The following is a 13,145-nucleotide window of genomic DNA, read 5'->3' on the forward strand; positions in this document are numbered from 1 at the left end:
CTTCGCCGTTTGGCAAAGATATGATTCCAGGTCGCGCCCGGGGATCTTCCCCCGGACTTCCCCAAGTTTTAGTAGGTGTAGAACATGCGCTGGATTTCCTTGCTGTCGTTGGTCCGGGTCAGGGCCAGCATCAGCAGGATGCGCGCTTTTTGCGGGTTCAGCGTATCGGAGACCACGAAGTCCAGCTCATCATCGTTGGCTTCGCCGTTGCGCGCCACGATGCCTTGGCCGACGCGGGCCGAGCGCACGATCAGCACGCCTTGCTTGCGGGCTGCGGTCAGCGAAGGCACGACCTTGGACGCCAGGCTGCCGTCGCCGACGCCGGCGTGGATGATGCCCTTGGCGCCTGCGGCCACCAGAGCGTTCAGCGCCACCGGATTGACGTTGGCGTAGCCGTAGACGATGTCGACTTGCGGCAGCGCGTCGAGCTTGCTGACGTCAAACTCGGTGTCGACGGTGTGCTTGCGGGTCGACGCGTGGTAGAAGTAAGGCTTGTTGCCCTGGAAGTAGCCCAGCATGCCCAGCTCCGGGGTCTTGAAGCTGTCCGGGGTCGAGGTGTTGGTCTTGGTGACGTCGCGGGCGCCGTGGATCTGGTCGTTCATCGCCACCAACACGCCCTTACCGACGGCTTCCTTGCTGGCCGCCAGCAGTACCGCGTTGTACAGGTTGATCGGACCGTCGGCCGACAGCGCGGTGCCCGGACGCATGGCGCCCACCAGCACTACTGGCTTGCGGCTCTTGACCACCAGGTCCAGGAAGTAGGCGGTTTCTTCCAGCGTGTCGGTGCCGTGGGTGATGACGACGCCGTCGACGTCGGACTGGGCCAGCAGCGTGTTGACGCGCTTCGCCAGCGTCAGCCAGTGTTCGTTGCTCATGTTTTCGCTGGCGATCTGGAACACTTGCTCGCCCTTGACTTGCGCCACCTTGGCCAGTTCCGGCACGGCCGCGATCAGACGATCGACGCTGACCGTGGCGGCGGTGTAACCGACGGTGGTAGTACTGGTGGCGCCGCTGCCGGCGATGGTGCCGCCAGTGGCCAGGATGGTCACATGAGCCGATGGCGTGGCGTCAGCGGCGCGGACAGCTGGAACGGCCCCGGCCAACAGCGCCAGGGCGCACAGCGCGGACAATACACGGGAAGAAATAGGAACGAACATAGAGTCTCCAAGAAAGATAAGGTAATGGACAGGGTCTGATCCCGAAAGAGGCCAGACCCCGGTGCTGCTTTGTGGGTTTTATTCGCCGGGATGTCAGAACTTATGTCGGATCCCGACCGCCAGTGCTCGCGATCCATTTCCAGCAGCCGGCGCGCTGCCGCCGCTGGAGGCATCGCCCACCACATTGGTGGCGGCCAGCTCGTTGCGGATGGTGCCGTATGAACTGTAGAGGTTGGTGCGTTTGGAAAGCGTGTAGGTATAACCCACCGCAAACTGTCGTCCGCCTTGCTGGGTCGCGGAACGGTCCTGCTTTTTCACATACGAGGCCAGCAGCTTGCCCTGTCCGAACGGCACGGAGGCGCCCAGCAGGAAGTCGCGGAAATCGCCGCCGATGTCGTTCTTTTCGGTTTCAAACGCGGCGTGCACTGTCGCGGGGCCGAAGTTGTAGCTGGCGCCCAGCAGGACCTCTTTCAGCGTATTGAAAGAAGTGACCTTCAGGCTGTCATATGCCAAGGTTCCCACCAACGGGCCCGCGGCGTAGTCGATGGAAAAAGCGATGGTACGGCCCAAGGTGCTATCGCCGGGCTGTTCGCCAAAACCATACATCACGGTGGCCGACAGTCCATTCAGCTTAGGCGTTGCATAGCTGACGGTGTTATTGGTGCGTGCCGTGCCGATGCTCATCAGATTGGTGGCGGAGCCGGTAAAGCCTGTTTCAAAGGGATCGATACCGTCCAGCGCGATGAAGATCGGGTTGCATTGACGGCCCAGGTTGATGGTGCCGGCGCTGGTAGTCAGGCCGACATAGGCATGGCGGCCGAACAAGGCGCCGTTCTGGCGCGCTTTGCCGGTGTCGAGATCGAGCCCGTTCTCCAGCACGAAGTGGGCGTTCATGCCATTGCCCAGGTCTTCCTGCCCCTTGAAGCCCAGCCGGCTGCCGGATTGCACGCCGGTGGCCAGCTTGGTGACTGCGCCATCGGCGCCCCCTGTTTCGCGGGCGATGCCTGCGTCCAGTATGCCGTAGACGGTGATGCCGGATTGCGCCGAGGCGGCGCCGGTTGCGGAGGCGAGCAAGAGACCAGCTACTAATGATGCTTTCATAAACGATCCAATAAGATTGTGCGATAGGTACAACCACGCGACCGGGCACACTGGAACGCCGCACCTGGGAAATCGAGGGCGCAGCGATACCCGCCGGACCTGCGGGAGCAAGGTCCGGGCTCGGTCAGCCGTGAGTTAGCGATGGAGTGGCGCGCAAGCGGCGCCGCCAGACAGGCGGTGCCGGCGCTTACGTCAGGAAGCTAGCCTGCGCGTTTGGGTGGGGATTACTTTGTTCATTTTTCTTTGTCTCCGTTTTATTTATAGGAAAAAGCGATTCGAAGCGCATGACTGCCATCGAATATACTTTTCACAACAGAGATAGCACTATCCGTGCCATAGGAATGGCAAGCCGGACTGTTGAACCAAGCCATTGATTACATGATGTTTTTTGAGATGGGTATGGGCCAGGAGCCGGTGCCCGAGTATGAATTGTCATACTCGGACCTCGGGCTGAATATCAAATTTCGTTGCCGCAGCCATGAGCGAGGGGAGTGCTAAACGCGCTGATCGTAAACGAATCGCCGTACCCGATCGACCGTCAGTCTGGTTGCATCCGGATGCGCGGGATTGATCAAGACGTTATCTTCCTCGTTAATGATTACGGATGGCACAACTAATAGTGCTGTTGCTCCACTGGCTAACCAGGCCGATCCGATCGCCCGGGATACCATACCCTCGGGAACCACGTCCCAGCCAACTGGCAACGGTCCGGGTGTTATTGCGCGGGCAGCCCAGATATCGTCTGGCACGTCGATGCGTACCAGGATCCGATTCCACGGCAGTGCAATACCTTGCGCAAAATGAGCGCGCGTTTCCCACGCGGCCAGCGAAATGGATGTGGAAGCGTAAGTGACATGTTCGCCTACCTGGTTCCACCGCGCCCCACTGCGGGCGGCGCCTTTTCCGGCCATATCTTCCGCAGTCCAGGAGGTTGTGTCCGAAGCGATCCGCCATAAGCTGACCGTCATGCGGCCAGTCCTCCCCTCATGCGTTCAAGCACCTGCTCGACTGCACGTTGGCCTTCGGGATTACGCAACATCTCGGCGGGCGCCTTGCCTCCCAATTCCGGAAGTTTCTCATGCACCCAATGTGCAAACCAGGCTTCAAGGTCGAAGTTTTTCGTTTGTTCGGGGTCGCCGCTCTCGTCTAACATTTTTCGCAAGGTGGCGAGCAGGCGAAGATAGCCCATGATGCGATGGCCAGCCACATCCGGCAGCGGCCTGTTTGCGGCCTCGTTGCGTACAAACGTAGTCTGGGATACGCCTGCCAAGCCCATGATTACCGAGGTAGGCTCACCACTTGCGTTGGCAATCAGTCTCACCACGTCCGTTGGAACACCAGCTTCGACCGCGTCGAACAGTTGAATTCCAGGGGCTTCACGGACGCGGGTGACGAGTGCCCTGAGCTGTCCAAGCGAGGCTTTACCGGTCCCTCTCATCGTGGGCGTTGTCATACTCCACAACGCGTGCCTTTTGGCTGGGAACATAGTGATCTGGCTGGGAGCCCCTTTCGTCGGGCGTTTTGTCAGCTGACTTTTTCTCCGACGTGGCTCATTCGGATCATCTGCGGCACTCATGGCGTCATCCATTTGGTTGAGTTGATGCAGTCAAATGGTATGCCTGAATGCCGGATTACTCAATACGCCTACGGGTGCTGAGTCACTTACGCGCCGTATGGAAGGTGATCGCGTAACCATCGGGATCAGCCGCGACAAAGAAGCGACCGAAGGGGCCATCGGCCAGTGGGCTGAGAATCGCGCCGCCCCGCTGGACGACCAGGTCGTGCAATGCATCAGCGTCGGCGCACGCGATCCAGAGTGCTATGCCGACACCGAGAGGCCCGGTTTCAGGAAGCTCACGCAGAGGCACGCGCAGCGCCAGGGGGATAGGCTCAGTCTTGAAAATCACCGCACCTGGAGGACAGTGCTCCGAGGCCTCGAAACCGAAGATGTCGAGGTAAAACTTGCGCGAGATGGCGAGGTCCCGCACTTGCAATGCAATGAAGTCGGGGCCGATTGGGGTTGTCATAGGAACTCCTATTGAGTAATATAAGGGTCCTGATGTTAATGTAAGGCCCCTGATATGTCAACAGCGAAGCAAGCAACTCGCAGCGGAGTCGACTGGATCGGCTACAACCTCAAGATCACGCAGCATCGGTTGAGGCAACGCCTGGATGCCGAACTCGCGCGGGTCGGCATCACGGCACCGCAGAACGCCGTCCTGCTTGCCGTCGCGGGCAATCCGCGCATCTCGAATGCCGAGTTAGCGCGCGCGGCGTTCGTGACGCCGCAAACCATGCAAGGAATTCTGGTCAATCTTGAACGCGGTGGCCTGATTATGCGTAGCCCGCACCCGGACCATGGCCGGGTCATCATGACTGAGCTGACATCGACGGGCCAAAAGGCCGTCGCAGAGGGGGCGAAAGCTGCGGACGCTGTGGAGCGGAAGATGCTCTCCACGCTGTCAAATGAAGAGGCGCAGCTTCTTTGCGAGCTGCTCAAGCGGTGTGCAGCTGCGCTGGATGACGAGGCCGCTACACCTACGGCTTGATGTAGGCATAGCCTTCCAGCGCCTGCAAGCGGCTGATTTCCGCCACGCCGGATGGGACGATGGTCGCTTCCGGCAGCACCTTGTCCTTGCTGAGGTTGCGCGCTTTCAGCGTGTTGTTGCAGACGCGGAACTGCACATGGCGGGCCGCCAGCTCCTGCACCACCACTTCATACGGATTGCCGTTCTTGTCCTTCTCACCGTCGAGCAGGAAATCGATGCCCCCGCCCAGCGCAACGACCACGATCTGTGCATTGGGACTGGCGTCCAGGTGGTTGCGGATGTTGCGCAAGCCGCCCATGGCGTTGCCGGCCTCGCTGAAGTGATAGACCACTTTTTCCACACGCGGCGCCTCGGCCTGCGAGGCCTGGGCGCACAGCAGCAGCAGGGGCAGCATCAAAATACGGAACAGTTTCATTTGGACTCCTTGCCAGTTTCTAGAGATTCTTTTTCCATCAGCAGATAAGTGCCATAGGCGTTGAGCCGGTTGGCCTGGCTGAAAGCCGGATAGTCCTTGAACGCGGACCAGTCGGTGCGCGCATAGGCCTCTTCAAAGGATAGCAGTTCCTGCACGGCATTGCCCATCTGTTCGCGCAGGTAGCGCAGATAGCGTTGGGTCAGCAGCATGTCCTGGCGCGGCGCGCGCGAGGCCGGGCCATGGCCGGGGATCACCACGGACGGCTGCGCATCGAGCATGCGGTCCAGCGCCTGCAGCCAGCGTTTGCTGTCCGCGTCGCCGACATACGGCAGGCGGCCGCTGAAGAACAGGTCGCCTGCGAACAGGACGTGGTCTTCCTCCACCAGCATCAGCAAGTCTTCCGGCGAGTGGGCGCCGCTGCTGTCGATCACGCGGAAGTGCAGGCCGCCCAGTTCGAAGCGCCACGGCTGGCCGTCGGCAAAGTCCAGCCAGCGGTCGGCCGACACCAGTTCCGTTTGCTCGTTCACCCACGGCGCCAGTTCGGCGCGGCGTTGCGCCAGCCGTTCGCGCGCCAGGTCCGAGCGCAGGTAGTCGCGGCCGTTGCGGTGGGCGGCGATCACCACGCCGGGCTGACGCAGGGCTTGCAGGCCGTAGAAATGGTCGGCGTGGTAATGCCCGACGATTACCAGCTTCAGCGGGGCCTTCGTCACCAGGCGGATCGCCCGCAGCATGGCGGCGCCCAGCGCCGGCGTGGCCAGCGCGTCGTACAGCACCACGCCGGCGGGGGTGACGACAAAGCCGGCGTTCGACATGAAGCCCTTGTTGGCCTGGCTGGCCATGCCGGCCTCGCCCTGGAAGTAGTAGACATGGGGACTGACCTTGACCGGCTTGAGGACGATGTCCGGCGCTGCCTGGGCCGGCAGCACCGGCAACAGCGCGGCCAGTAGCAACAGCGAGAGCAGTCGGCGGAAATGATTCATATCGTTTCCTTGGGTGAGGCGAGGGCGGCGGCTTGCGCCTGTTGCAGGCGGCCCTCCAGATAGGCGCCGTAAAAGCCAGCCTGGTCCAGACCGGGCAAGGGGGCGGCCAGCGTGCGGCCTCCGCTGCCGAGAAATAATACCGTGGGAAAGAAAGTCACATGCAGCTGGCGCAGCACTTCGGCGATGGGCTGCTGCTGTCCGGCCGCGTCGATGAGCTGGTCCACCGTATCGCTTTCCAGCTCGCGCAGCACCAGGCGCGGATCGCCTTCGCGCAGCAGCGGCGCCAGATAGTTGCGCCGCACTTCCAGGCAATACGGACAGTCCCGGCGCGACACCAGCAACACCAGCACCGCCTGTGACGCCGCCAGCGCGGCCAGTTCCGCCCGCAGATCGCGCAGCGGCGGCAACAGGGGAGAGTGTTGAGCGTCGGCCACGGCAGCTCAGGCAGCCATGCCGGGATTGCCGGCCGTGCCCACCAGCGTCGGCTGGTCGGGACGGCGCGCGCGTACCACCGGGTGGGCGCGCAGATACGTTTCCATCACGTCCCAGATCGGCGGGCCGCTGGCGCCCTCGGCCACCGGTGCCCAGCCCGCCACCTTGTAGATCTTGTCCGCATCGAGCAGCTTGCCGTTCAACCGCATGTCGCTGATGCGCCGGCCGGTGGCTGCGGCCGGCGTGCAGGTGTAGCTCATGCCGCCCACCCGCACCATGTCGCCGCCTTGCTGGTAGTAGGGATCCGGGTGGAACAGGTTGTCGCACACATCTTCCATGATGGTCTTGATGGTAGTGCCCGTCATCTCGGTCAGCGTGGTGGCCGGGTAGGTAATCGCCAGCTGGTCCATCAAATCGCCGCGCGTGATGGGGGCGCCCGGCAGCAGCGACGTGCCCCAGCGGAAGCCCGGCGAGAATGCCAGGTCTGCACCCTTGACCGCCAGTAGCCCGTCGACGATCAACTGGTCCCAGCTGCCGTTGAAATTGCCGCGCCGGTACAGCAAGCCTTCGGTGACGGCCAGCGTTTCATCCAGCCGGGCACGGAACGGCGCGCGCACCGCGTCGATGTGCGCCTGCATGGCGCGGTCGGCCGGCAGCAGATTGGAGAACACCGGCAGCAGGCGGTACTGGTAGCCCTGGATGCGCCCGTCGCGCACGTCGAAATCCAGCACGCCGAGGAACTTGCCGTTCGAGCCGGCATTGGTCACCAGCGTCTGGCCGCCCTGGTTGGACACCACCACCGGCGTCGGCACGCCATCGTGGGTGTGGCCGCCGAGAATGGCGTCGATGCCGCTGACACGGCTGGCCAGCTTCAGGTCCACGTCCATGCCGTTGTGCGACAGCAGCACCACCACCTTGGCGCCCTTGGCGCGCACTTCCTTCACCAGCGCCTGCAAGCGCTCTTCCTGAATGCCGAAGCTCCAGTCCGGCACCAGGTAGCGCGGGTTGGCGATCGGCGTGTACGGGAAAGCCTGGCCGATCACGGCCACCGGCACGCCGTTCATTTCTCGCCAGCTGTAGGGGGCGAACACGGCATCGCCGAAATCGGCCGTCACCACATTCTGCGCGACGAAATCCACCTTGCCCTGGAAATCCTTCTGCACGATTTCCTGCACCCGCTGCGCGCCCAGCGTGAACTCCCAGTGCGGGGCCATGATTTCCACGCCGAGCAGCTTGGCGGCATCGACCATGTCCTGGCCCTTGGTCCATAGCGCCGTGGCCGAGCCCTGCCAGGTGTCGCCGCCGTCGCACAGCACGGCATGCGGACGGCTGGCGCGCAGCTGCTGGACCAGCGTGGACAAATGGGCGAAGCCGCCTACCTTGCCGTACACCTTGGCGGCGGCGGCAAAATCGAGGTAGGTGAACGCGTGTGCGCGCGCCGTCTTCGGCGCGATCTTGAACTGCTTGAGCAGGGCGTCGCCCACCAGGTGCGGCGCCTTGCCGGCCGCCTCGCCGATGCCGAGGTTGACGCTGGGTTCGCGGAAATACAGAGGCCGCAGCTGGGCGTGGCAATCGGTGATGTGCAGCAGGCTGACGTTGCCGAACATCGGCACCGCATATAGCTGCTCGGCGGCGCCGGGCGTAGCCGCCAGCGCATCCTTGCCGGCCAAGGCCAGCCCGCCGGCGCTGGCGATGGCCAGCATTTGCATGAATTCGCGTCGTTGCATGGGGTAGCCCGGCTAAGGATGAATTACTGGTTGACCGGCGATTCAGGCGCCAGCAGCAGCGCCATCACATCCTGCATCTGCTTCTCCGTCAGGATGCCGGCGGCGCCGAAGCGCGGCATCACCGAGCACGCCTGGAAGGCATGCGAGTTGTAGATCTTGGCCCAGGTGTACTTCAGGATTTCCGGCGTCGGGCCGCCGCGCAGCTTGCCGTACTGCTGCAAGCTGGGGCCGATATTGCCGAAGGCGATTTCCTTCTTGTCCATCTGATGGCAGGCATAGCAATTGCCGCCGGCCGCCGTCCCTTTCGGATCGGACGATTGCAGGCCGCGCCCGTTCTGCGCGACCTTCTCGCCTTCCTTCCAGTCGCCCAGGTAGTTGCCGTCGGCCGGATAGCGCACGGCGGCCGTGGCCTGCTGCTCGATCTGCTTGCGCTGCGCCGGCTTCAGCGGGCGTTGCGCATCCTGCGAGCACAGGCGCTGCGCCTCGGTCTGCTCCAGACGGTCGACGGTGGCTTCGTTCTTGTCGCGGAACGAGGCCTTGAACGCGGCCAGGTCGGCGCTGTCCTTGGCTGCCGGCCCGGCGGCCAGTGCTGCGCCGGAGGCCAGCACGCCCAACAGGGCTGCAGTGATGAGTTTGCTTTGCATGGACACTCCGTATCAGCGTTTCAAACCCGGCGCCGCCATCACGCCGCCCTTGGCGTTGACGCCGAGGTAGGTGATCAGGTCGATGGCTGCCTGGGAGTTGTATTCCAGTTGCGGGAAGCGCTGCTGGCGGAAGCAGTCGGCCATGCGCCACTGCATGGTGCGCACCGCGCCCTGGCTGACGCGGTAAGCGGGCCAGCTGGCAAAGGCGCCACGTGCGGCGGCGGCCTGTTGCAGGTTAGGCAGGTCTTGCAGGCGGATGCGCTGGTCGTTTTTGCTATGGCAGGAGGCGCAAGAAAAATCATGCGGGCCGGCGCGGTAGAAGAACGCTTGCTTGCCGCGCGCATACGCGGCTTTTTCCTCGGCGTGCTGCTGCGGCAGGTTGATCTTCACGTCGCGCGAGGCGGCCGACACATAGGCTGCCAGCGCTTCCATGTCGGTGGCGCGCTCGCCCTGCTCGGAAAAAGGTTTGCGCACGATGTCGGCGCGCTCGATGCCCTGCAGCGTCACCATGCAATGCACCAGCCGCGCTTCGGCGTCCATCACCTTGCCCGTGTCCTTGAAGTAGCGCGGCAGCTCGGCATAGGCGCCGGCAATGACGCCCGGGCCTTTGCCCAGGTCGCAGCCTTCCAGCGTGGCCTGCTTGGGACCGCGCTTGGTGGTCCACAGTACTTCGCCCTGGCCTTCGACCAGCTCGGCGGGGTTGCCGTCGGCCAGCATGGCGCGGTATTTTGCGATCTCATCGCTGGTGCTTTGCGCGATGGCGCTGCCTGCAATGACCAGCCCCAACAGGCTGGCCCAGGTGACACGGGATAGTGGCATGGTGATGGCCTCAGGCTACGGTGACTTGATCGGTGCGGCTTTCGCCCAGATTGTCCTGCCAGCTCACGCTGACTGTGTCGCCCTTGGCGCCGCCCTTGAATTTAAAGGCGAGGTAAGGGTTTTGCGAGACCGACTGGCCCCACTGGCATTGCAGCACCACGCGCTCGCCGTGCTTGACGGTGACGTCGGTGATGTAGTGCGCCGGCACCACGTTGCCGGCCGCATCTTTGCGGATGCCGGCCTCCATCGGATGGGCCATCAGTACTTTCACTTCCGTGACGCCATTGGCGGCGTTGGCACGGATTTTCATTGGATCTGCCATGTCTGCTCCTGTCCTGATTCTGATTGGGGTCAGCCGCCGCAGCCGCCCAGCGTTACCTTGGTTTCCTTGGTCGCCGAGTACAGCTTGCCGTCGGCGGTCTTCACCACGGCCACCACGTTGGTGCTCTGGCCCATCTTGAGGCGGCTCTGCACGGAGGTGGTGGTGCCTTCCGGGATGATGAACTTGGCGGCCAGCGGGTTCGGGTTCTTTTCTACGAAGAAGTAGATTTCGCTGGTGCCGGGAATATTGGACGCCACGCTCACCGGCACCACGGCGCCGTTTTCAGCGATGTCGGGCGAGGTGATGACGATGTCCTTGCTGTCGGCCGGCGTGCCGCCGACGGCGGCCAGCGCATCGGCCAGGGACTTGGCGCTGAAGCCTTCACGGCCGGTGGCGGCCAGCGCTTGCTGGCTGCTTACCAGGCCACAGGCCACCAGCAGGCCTAGTGCCGAGCTGGTTTTCAATACGGTACGACGTGTCGGGTTCATGCAGTCTCCTGGTGGTTGCGGGTGGTCCCGTTCATTGCGCGCCGCTGGCCAGCCATTGAACGATGGCTTGCATGTCGGCTTCTTTCAATTGGCTTTGCGGCGGCATGGGCATGGCGCCCCACGCGCCGGCTCCGCCGCTGCGTATCTTGGCTTGCAAATAGGCTGCACGATCGGCGCGGCCCTGGTACTTGGCGGCGACGTCGCGCAAGGCGGGGCCGATAATTTTGTTGGTGACGCCGTGGCAGGCCAGGCATCCGTTCTTGCTTAGCACTTGCTGCACGTCCCCGCCGGCGGCGGCCTTGGCTGGAGCTGGCGCGGCGGCGGCGACAACGGCGGCAGCCGGTGCCAGCACGGCGCGCGCGGGCCGCGTGGTATCGGTGCCGCGCACGCCGCCCAGAGGACGGTTTTGCTCGGCCAGATTGCCATGCGCGTTGCGGGCGAAGTCGGGCAGGCTGGATGTCTGCTTGGCCTCGGTCGGGCAATTCGTCATGCAGGCGGTGTTGAGCACATCGGGCTTGCCCTTGATGTCCCACAGGCCGGGCTGACGCACCAGGCCATTGCGGTTGGGCAGGCGCTGCTGCACGTCGGCGATGTTGTCGTTGCTCAGCACGAAATCGGATGGCACGATGCCGCCCAGGTTCAGGATGTGTGCGGTGACGGCATACACCTCATCCGCGCTCAGCGACTTGGGCGCATCCCACGGCATGGCGCGGTTGATGTAGTCCCACAGCGTGGACAAGCGGGCCACCTTCATCAGCGTCGTGCGTTGCGGCACGCTGCCGTTGGACAGGGCCGCCACATGGCCGCTCTTGATATCGGCATCGGTGGTGCCGCCCACGATGGGCGTGAACACTTCGTTCGATTCACCGAAGCTGCCGTGGCAGCCGGCGCAGCGGTTTTCCCAGATTTGTTCGCCTTGAGCGACGGAACCGCGGCCTTTCGGCAGCCCCTGGAAATCGGCGCGCACGTCGATATCCCAGGCCTTGATTTCAGCTGGCGTGGCGGGGCGGCCGATGGCTTGCCATGGCGCGTCAGCCGCTTGCACCAGCAGGCAAGCGCCCAGCAGCGCGGCGGCGGCGAGTATCGATTTTTTCATCAGCTCACCTGCACGTTGGAGACTTCGCCATTCGGCGACACCTGCCAGGACTGGATGGCGTTGTTGTGATAAATGGAGCGCGTGCCGCGCACGGCGCGCAGCTGGTTGATCTTGGGTTGTACATAGCCGCTGTCGTCGATGGCGCGGCTTTGCAGCACGGCGTTGCTGCCATCCCACACCCAGTCGATATTAAATCGCGTCAGCGCCTTGTTCTGTACCGGCCCTTCGATGCGGGCGGTGCGCCAGTTGCGGCCGCCATCCGTGCTGACATCGACGCGCTTGATGCGGCCGCGCCCCGACCACGCCAGGCCGCTGATGTTGTAGTAGCCGCGATCGAGCAAGGTCTGGCCGCCGGATGGCGTGGTGATCACGCTCTTGCATTCCTGGATGGAGGTGTACTGGCGATGCTGCCCGTCCGGCATCAGGTCGACGTAGTGGATGGTTTCATCCTTGGTGTCCCATGGCTGGTCGCCCACTTCGATGCGGCGGAGATACTTGACCCAGCTGACGCCCTGCACGCCCGGCACCACCAGGCGCAGCGGGTAGCCGTTTTCCGGCCGCAGCATTTCGCCGTTCTGGCCCCAGGCCACGATGACATCGTCCAGCGCCCGTTCGATGGCGATGGTGCGCGTCATGCTGGAACCGTCGGCGCCTTCGGCCAGCACAAAACGGGCGCGCTTGCGGTCGATGCCGCACATGTCGAGCAGGGTCGACAGCAGCACGCCGGTATATTCCGAGCAGGCCAGCATGCCGTGCGTATATTGCACCGTCGGCAGCGCGACATTGCCCCACTCGGCGCCGGTATTGGCGCCGCATTCGATGAAGTGGATGCGCGACACGGACGGCAGGCGCATCAGGTCGTCCATGGTGAACACGCGTGGCTCGCGCACCAGGCCGTTGATCATCAGGCGGTGCTGGCTGGGGTCGATGTCATGCCAGCCCTGGTGGTGGCGTTCGAAGTGCAGGCCGCTCGGCGTGATGATGCCGAACAGTCCTTGCAGTGGCGTGAAACTGACGGAAGCCTGGCGCACGCGGGTCAGGCCCGGGCTTTCGCGGCGCAACACATTGCCCTCCCACTTGGACGGCTGTCCATAGGGCTGGGCGGCCACCGGCTGGCCCAGGGTCTTGCTGTGCGCAGGCAAGGTCAGGATGGCGTCGTCACCGGCCGCGTTCTGTGCGGCGGCAACGCCGCCCGCAGCAACGCCGGCACCCATGGCCAGGGCCTTACCCATGAAGCTGCGGCGCGCTGTACGCGCCTGTGCATGCTGGGCCTCACCGAGATGATGCTCGGGGGCTTGCAACAGCCTGCCGATAGTGCGTAGCACATCCGTCACGGCCGGTCTCCTTGTGTTTTTGTGGGGATAAGCTTAGCCTGTACAAGTTCCTCAACGCAAGAGATTTCCTGTCCCGTACTG

The 13,145-nt window shown here is 63.6% G+C and carries 16 protein-coding genes; 1 reads left to right on the forward strand and 15 read right to left on the reverse strand.

Features of this window, described 5'->3' with window-relative positions:
* Positions 1–68: 68 nt before the first annotated feature.
* The 5 genes from GEV01_RS22105 to GEV01_RS22125 all read right to left on the reverse strand — a co-directional run bounded on the left by GEV01_RS22105 (position 69) and on the right by GEV01_RS22125 (position 4,285).
* Positions 69–1,157, reverse strand: coding sequence for a type II asparaginase (locus tag GEV01_RS22105; RefSeq protein ID WP_152807690.1), 1,089 nt, complete (start codon positions 1,155–1,157; stop codon positions 69–71).
* Positions 1,158–1,250: 93 nt separating this feature from the next.
* Positions 1,251–2,231, reverse strand: coding sequence for a porin (locus GEV01_RS22110; protein WP_235914513.1), 981 nt, complete (start codon positions 2,229–2,231; stop codon positions 1,251–1,253).
* A 521-nt stretch (positions 2,232–2,752) separates the two neighbouring features.
* The gene (locus GEV01_RS22115; protein WP_152807692.1) at positions 2,753–3,226 is read right to left on the reverse strand and encodes an RES family NAD+ phosphorylase; all 474 of its coding nucleotides are present in this window, start codon (positions 3,224–3,226) and stop codon (positions 2,753–2,755) included.
* Positions 3,223–3,834, reverse strand: a complete 612-nt coding sequence (locus GEV01_RS22120) for an antitoxin Xre/MbcA/ParS toxin-binding domain-containing protein (protein WP_235914516.1) — start codon at positions 3,832–3,834, stop codon at positions 3,223–3,225. The genes GEV01_RS22115 and GEV01_RS22120 overlap by 4 nt, the downstream gene beginning before the upstream one ends.
* Positions 3,835–3,916: 82 nt before the next feature.
* Positions 3,917–4,285 (reverse strand): VOC family protein, encoded by a 369-nt coding sequence (locus tag GEV01_RS22125; RefSeq protein WP_152807694.1) that lies wholly within the window; start codon positions 4,283–4,285, stop codon positions 3,917–3,919.
* Positions 4,286–4,339: 54 nt separating this feature from the next.
* On the opposite strand from GEV01_RS22125, the gene GEV01_RS22130 reads away from it, so the two are divergent.
* Positions 4,340–4,807: a MarR family winged helix-turn-helix transcriptional regulator gene (locus GEV01_RS22130; protein WP_008443694.1), complete on the forward strand. Its 468-nt coding sequence runs from the start codon at positions 4,340–4,342 to the stop codon at positions 4,805–4,807.
* Here GEV01_RS22130 and GEV01_RS22135 read toward each other — a convergent pair.
* Genes GEV01_RS22135 through soxC form a run of 10 tightly spaced genes read right to left on the reverse strand, consistent with a single transcriptional unit; the run spans position 4,797 to position 13,064 of the window.
* Complete coding sequence (locus tag GEV01_RS22135) at positions 4,797–5,222, reverse strand: DsrE family protein (RefSeq protein WP_152807695.1); 426 nt, start codon at positions 5,220–5,222, stop codon at positions 4,797–4,799. The genes GEV01_RS22130 and GEV01_RS22135 overlap by 11 nt on opposite strands.
* Entirely contained in the window at positions 5,219–6,202 is a 984-nt protein-coding gene (locus tag GEV01_RS22140; RefSeq protein WP_152807696.1) for an MBL fold metallo-hydrolase, read from the reverse strand. The genes GEV01_RS22135 and GEV01_RS22140 overlap by 4 nt, the downstream gene beginning before the upstream one ends.
* On the reverse strand, positions 6,199–6,636 hold the full coding sequence (locus GEV01_RS22145) for a thioredoxin domain-containing protein (protein ID WP_328595594.1): 438 nt from the start codon (positions 6,634–6,636) through the stop codon (positions 6,199–6,201). The genes GEV01_RS22140 and GEV01_RS22145 overlap by 4 nt, the downstream gene beginning before the upstream one ends.
* Positions 6,637–6,642: 6 nt before the next feature.
* A complete protein-coding gene (soxB, locus tag GEV01_RS22150; RefSeq protein ID WP_152807697.1) occupies positions 6,643–8,361 on the reverse strand; it encodes a thiosulfohydrolase SoxB in 1,719 nt (572 codons plus the stop codon).
* 23 nt (positions 8,362–8,384) lie between these two features.
* Positions 8,385–9,005, reverse strand: a complete 621-nt coding sequence (gene soxX / locus GEV01_RS22155) for a sulfur oxidation c-type cytochrome SoxX (protein WP_152807698.1) — start codon at positions 9,003–9,005, stop codon at positions 8,385–8,387.
* Between the two features lie 12 nt (positions 9,006–9,017).
* Entirely contained in the window at positions 9,018–9,824 is an 807-nt protein-coding gene (soxA, locus tag GEV01_RS22160; RefSeq protein ID WP_152807699.1) for a sulfur oxidation c-type cytochrome SoxA, read from the reverse strand.
* A 10-nt stretch (positions 9,825–9,834) separates the two neighbouring features.
* Positions 9,835–10,146 (reverse strand): thiosulfate oxidation carrier complex protein SoxZ, encoded by a 312-nt coding sequence (gene soxZ, locus GEV01_RS22165; protein WP_008443707.1) that lies wholly within the window; start codon positions 10,144–10,146, stop codon positions 9,835–9,837.
* A 29-nt stretch (positions 10,147–10,175) separates the two neighbouring features.
* Positions 10,176–10,634 (reverse strand): thiosulfate oxidation carrier protein SoxY, encoded by a 459-nt coding sequence (soxY, locus tag GEV01_RS22170; RefSeq protein ID WP_152807700.1) that lies wholly within the window; start codon positions 10,632–10,634, stop codon positions 10,176–10,178.
* Between the two features lie 31 nt (positions 10,635–10,665).
* Positions 10,666–11,730 carry a c-type cytochrome gene (locus tag GEV01_RS22175; RefSeq protein ID WP_152807701.1) on the reverse strand — a complete coding sequence of 355 codons (1,065 nt, stop codon included), beginning with the start codon at positions 11,728–11,730 and terminating at the stop codon, positions 10,666–10,668.
* Positions 11,730–13,064 carry a sulfite dehydrogenase gene (gene soxC / locus GEV01_RS22180; protein WP_328595595.1) on the reverse strand — a complete coding sequence of 445 codons (1,335 nt, stop codon included), beginning with the start codon at positions 13,062–13,064 and terminating at the stop codon, positions 11,730–11,732. Before soxC ends, GEV01_RS22175 begins: the two co-directional genes overlap by 1 nt.
* Positions 13,065–13,145 lie beyond the last annotated feature (81 nt).

Origin of the sequence: Rugamonas rivuli, assembly GCF_009380165.1 — a bacterium.
Taxonomy (GTDB): Bacteria; Pseudomonadota; Gammaproteobacteria; order Burkholderiales; family Burkholderiaceae_D; genus Rugamonas; species Rugamonas rivuli.

Coding starts and splice junctions, on each gene's coding strand:
- GEV01_RS22105 (WP_152807690.1), bottom strand. CDS start 1,157: ATGTTCGTTCCTATTTCTTCCCGTGTATTGTCCGCGCTGTGCGCCCTG.
- GEV01_RS22115 (WP_152807692.1), bottom strand. CDS start 3,226: ATGACGGTCAGCTTATGGCGGATCGCTTCGGACACAACCTCCTGGACT.
- GEV01_RS22120 (WP_235914516.1), bottom strand. CDS start 3,834: ATGAGTGCCGCAGATGATCCGAATGAGCCACGTCGGAGAAAAAGTCAG.
- GEV01_RS22125 (WP_152807694.1), bottom strand. CDS start 4,285: ATGACAACCCCAATCGGCCCCGACTTCATTGCATTGCAAGTGCGGGAC.
- GEV01_RS22130 (WP_008443694.1), top strand. CDS start 4,340: ATGTCAACAGCGAAGCAAGCAACTCGCAGCGGAGTCGACTGGATCGGC.
- GEV01_RS22135 (WP_152807695.1), bottom strand. CDS start 5,222: ATGAAACTGTTCCGTATTTTGATGCTGCCCCTGCTGCTGCTGTGCGCC.
- GEV01_RS22140 (WP_152807696.1), bottom strand. CDS start 6,202: ATGAATCATTTCCGCCGACTGCTCTCGCTGTTGCTACTGGCCGCGCTG.
- soxB (WP_152807697.1), bottom strand. CDS start 8,361: ATGCAACGACGCGAATTCATGCAAATGCTGGCCATCGCCAGCGCCGGC.
- soxX (WP_152807698.1), bottom strand. CDS start 9,005: ATGCAAAGCAAACTCATCACTGCAGCCCTGTTGGGCGTGCTGGCCTCC.
- soxA (WP_152807699.1), bottom strand. CDS start 9,824: ATGCCACTATCCCGTGTCACCTGGGCCAGCCTGTTGGGGCTGGTCATT.
- soxZ (WP_008443707.1), bottom strand. CDS start 10,146: ATGGCAGATCCAATGAAAATCCGTGCCAACGCCGCCAATGGCGTCACG.
- soxY (WP_152807700.1), bottom strand. CDS start 10,634: ATGAACCCGACACGTCGTACCGTATTGAAAACCAGCTCGGCACTAGGC.
- GEV01_RS22175 (WP_152807701.1), bottom strand. CDS start 11,730: ATGAAAAAATCGATACTCGCCGCCGCCGCGCTGCTGGGCGCTTGCCTG.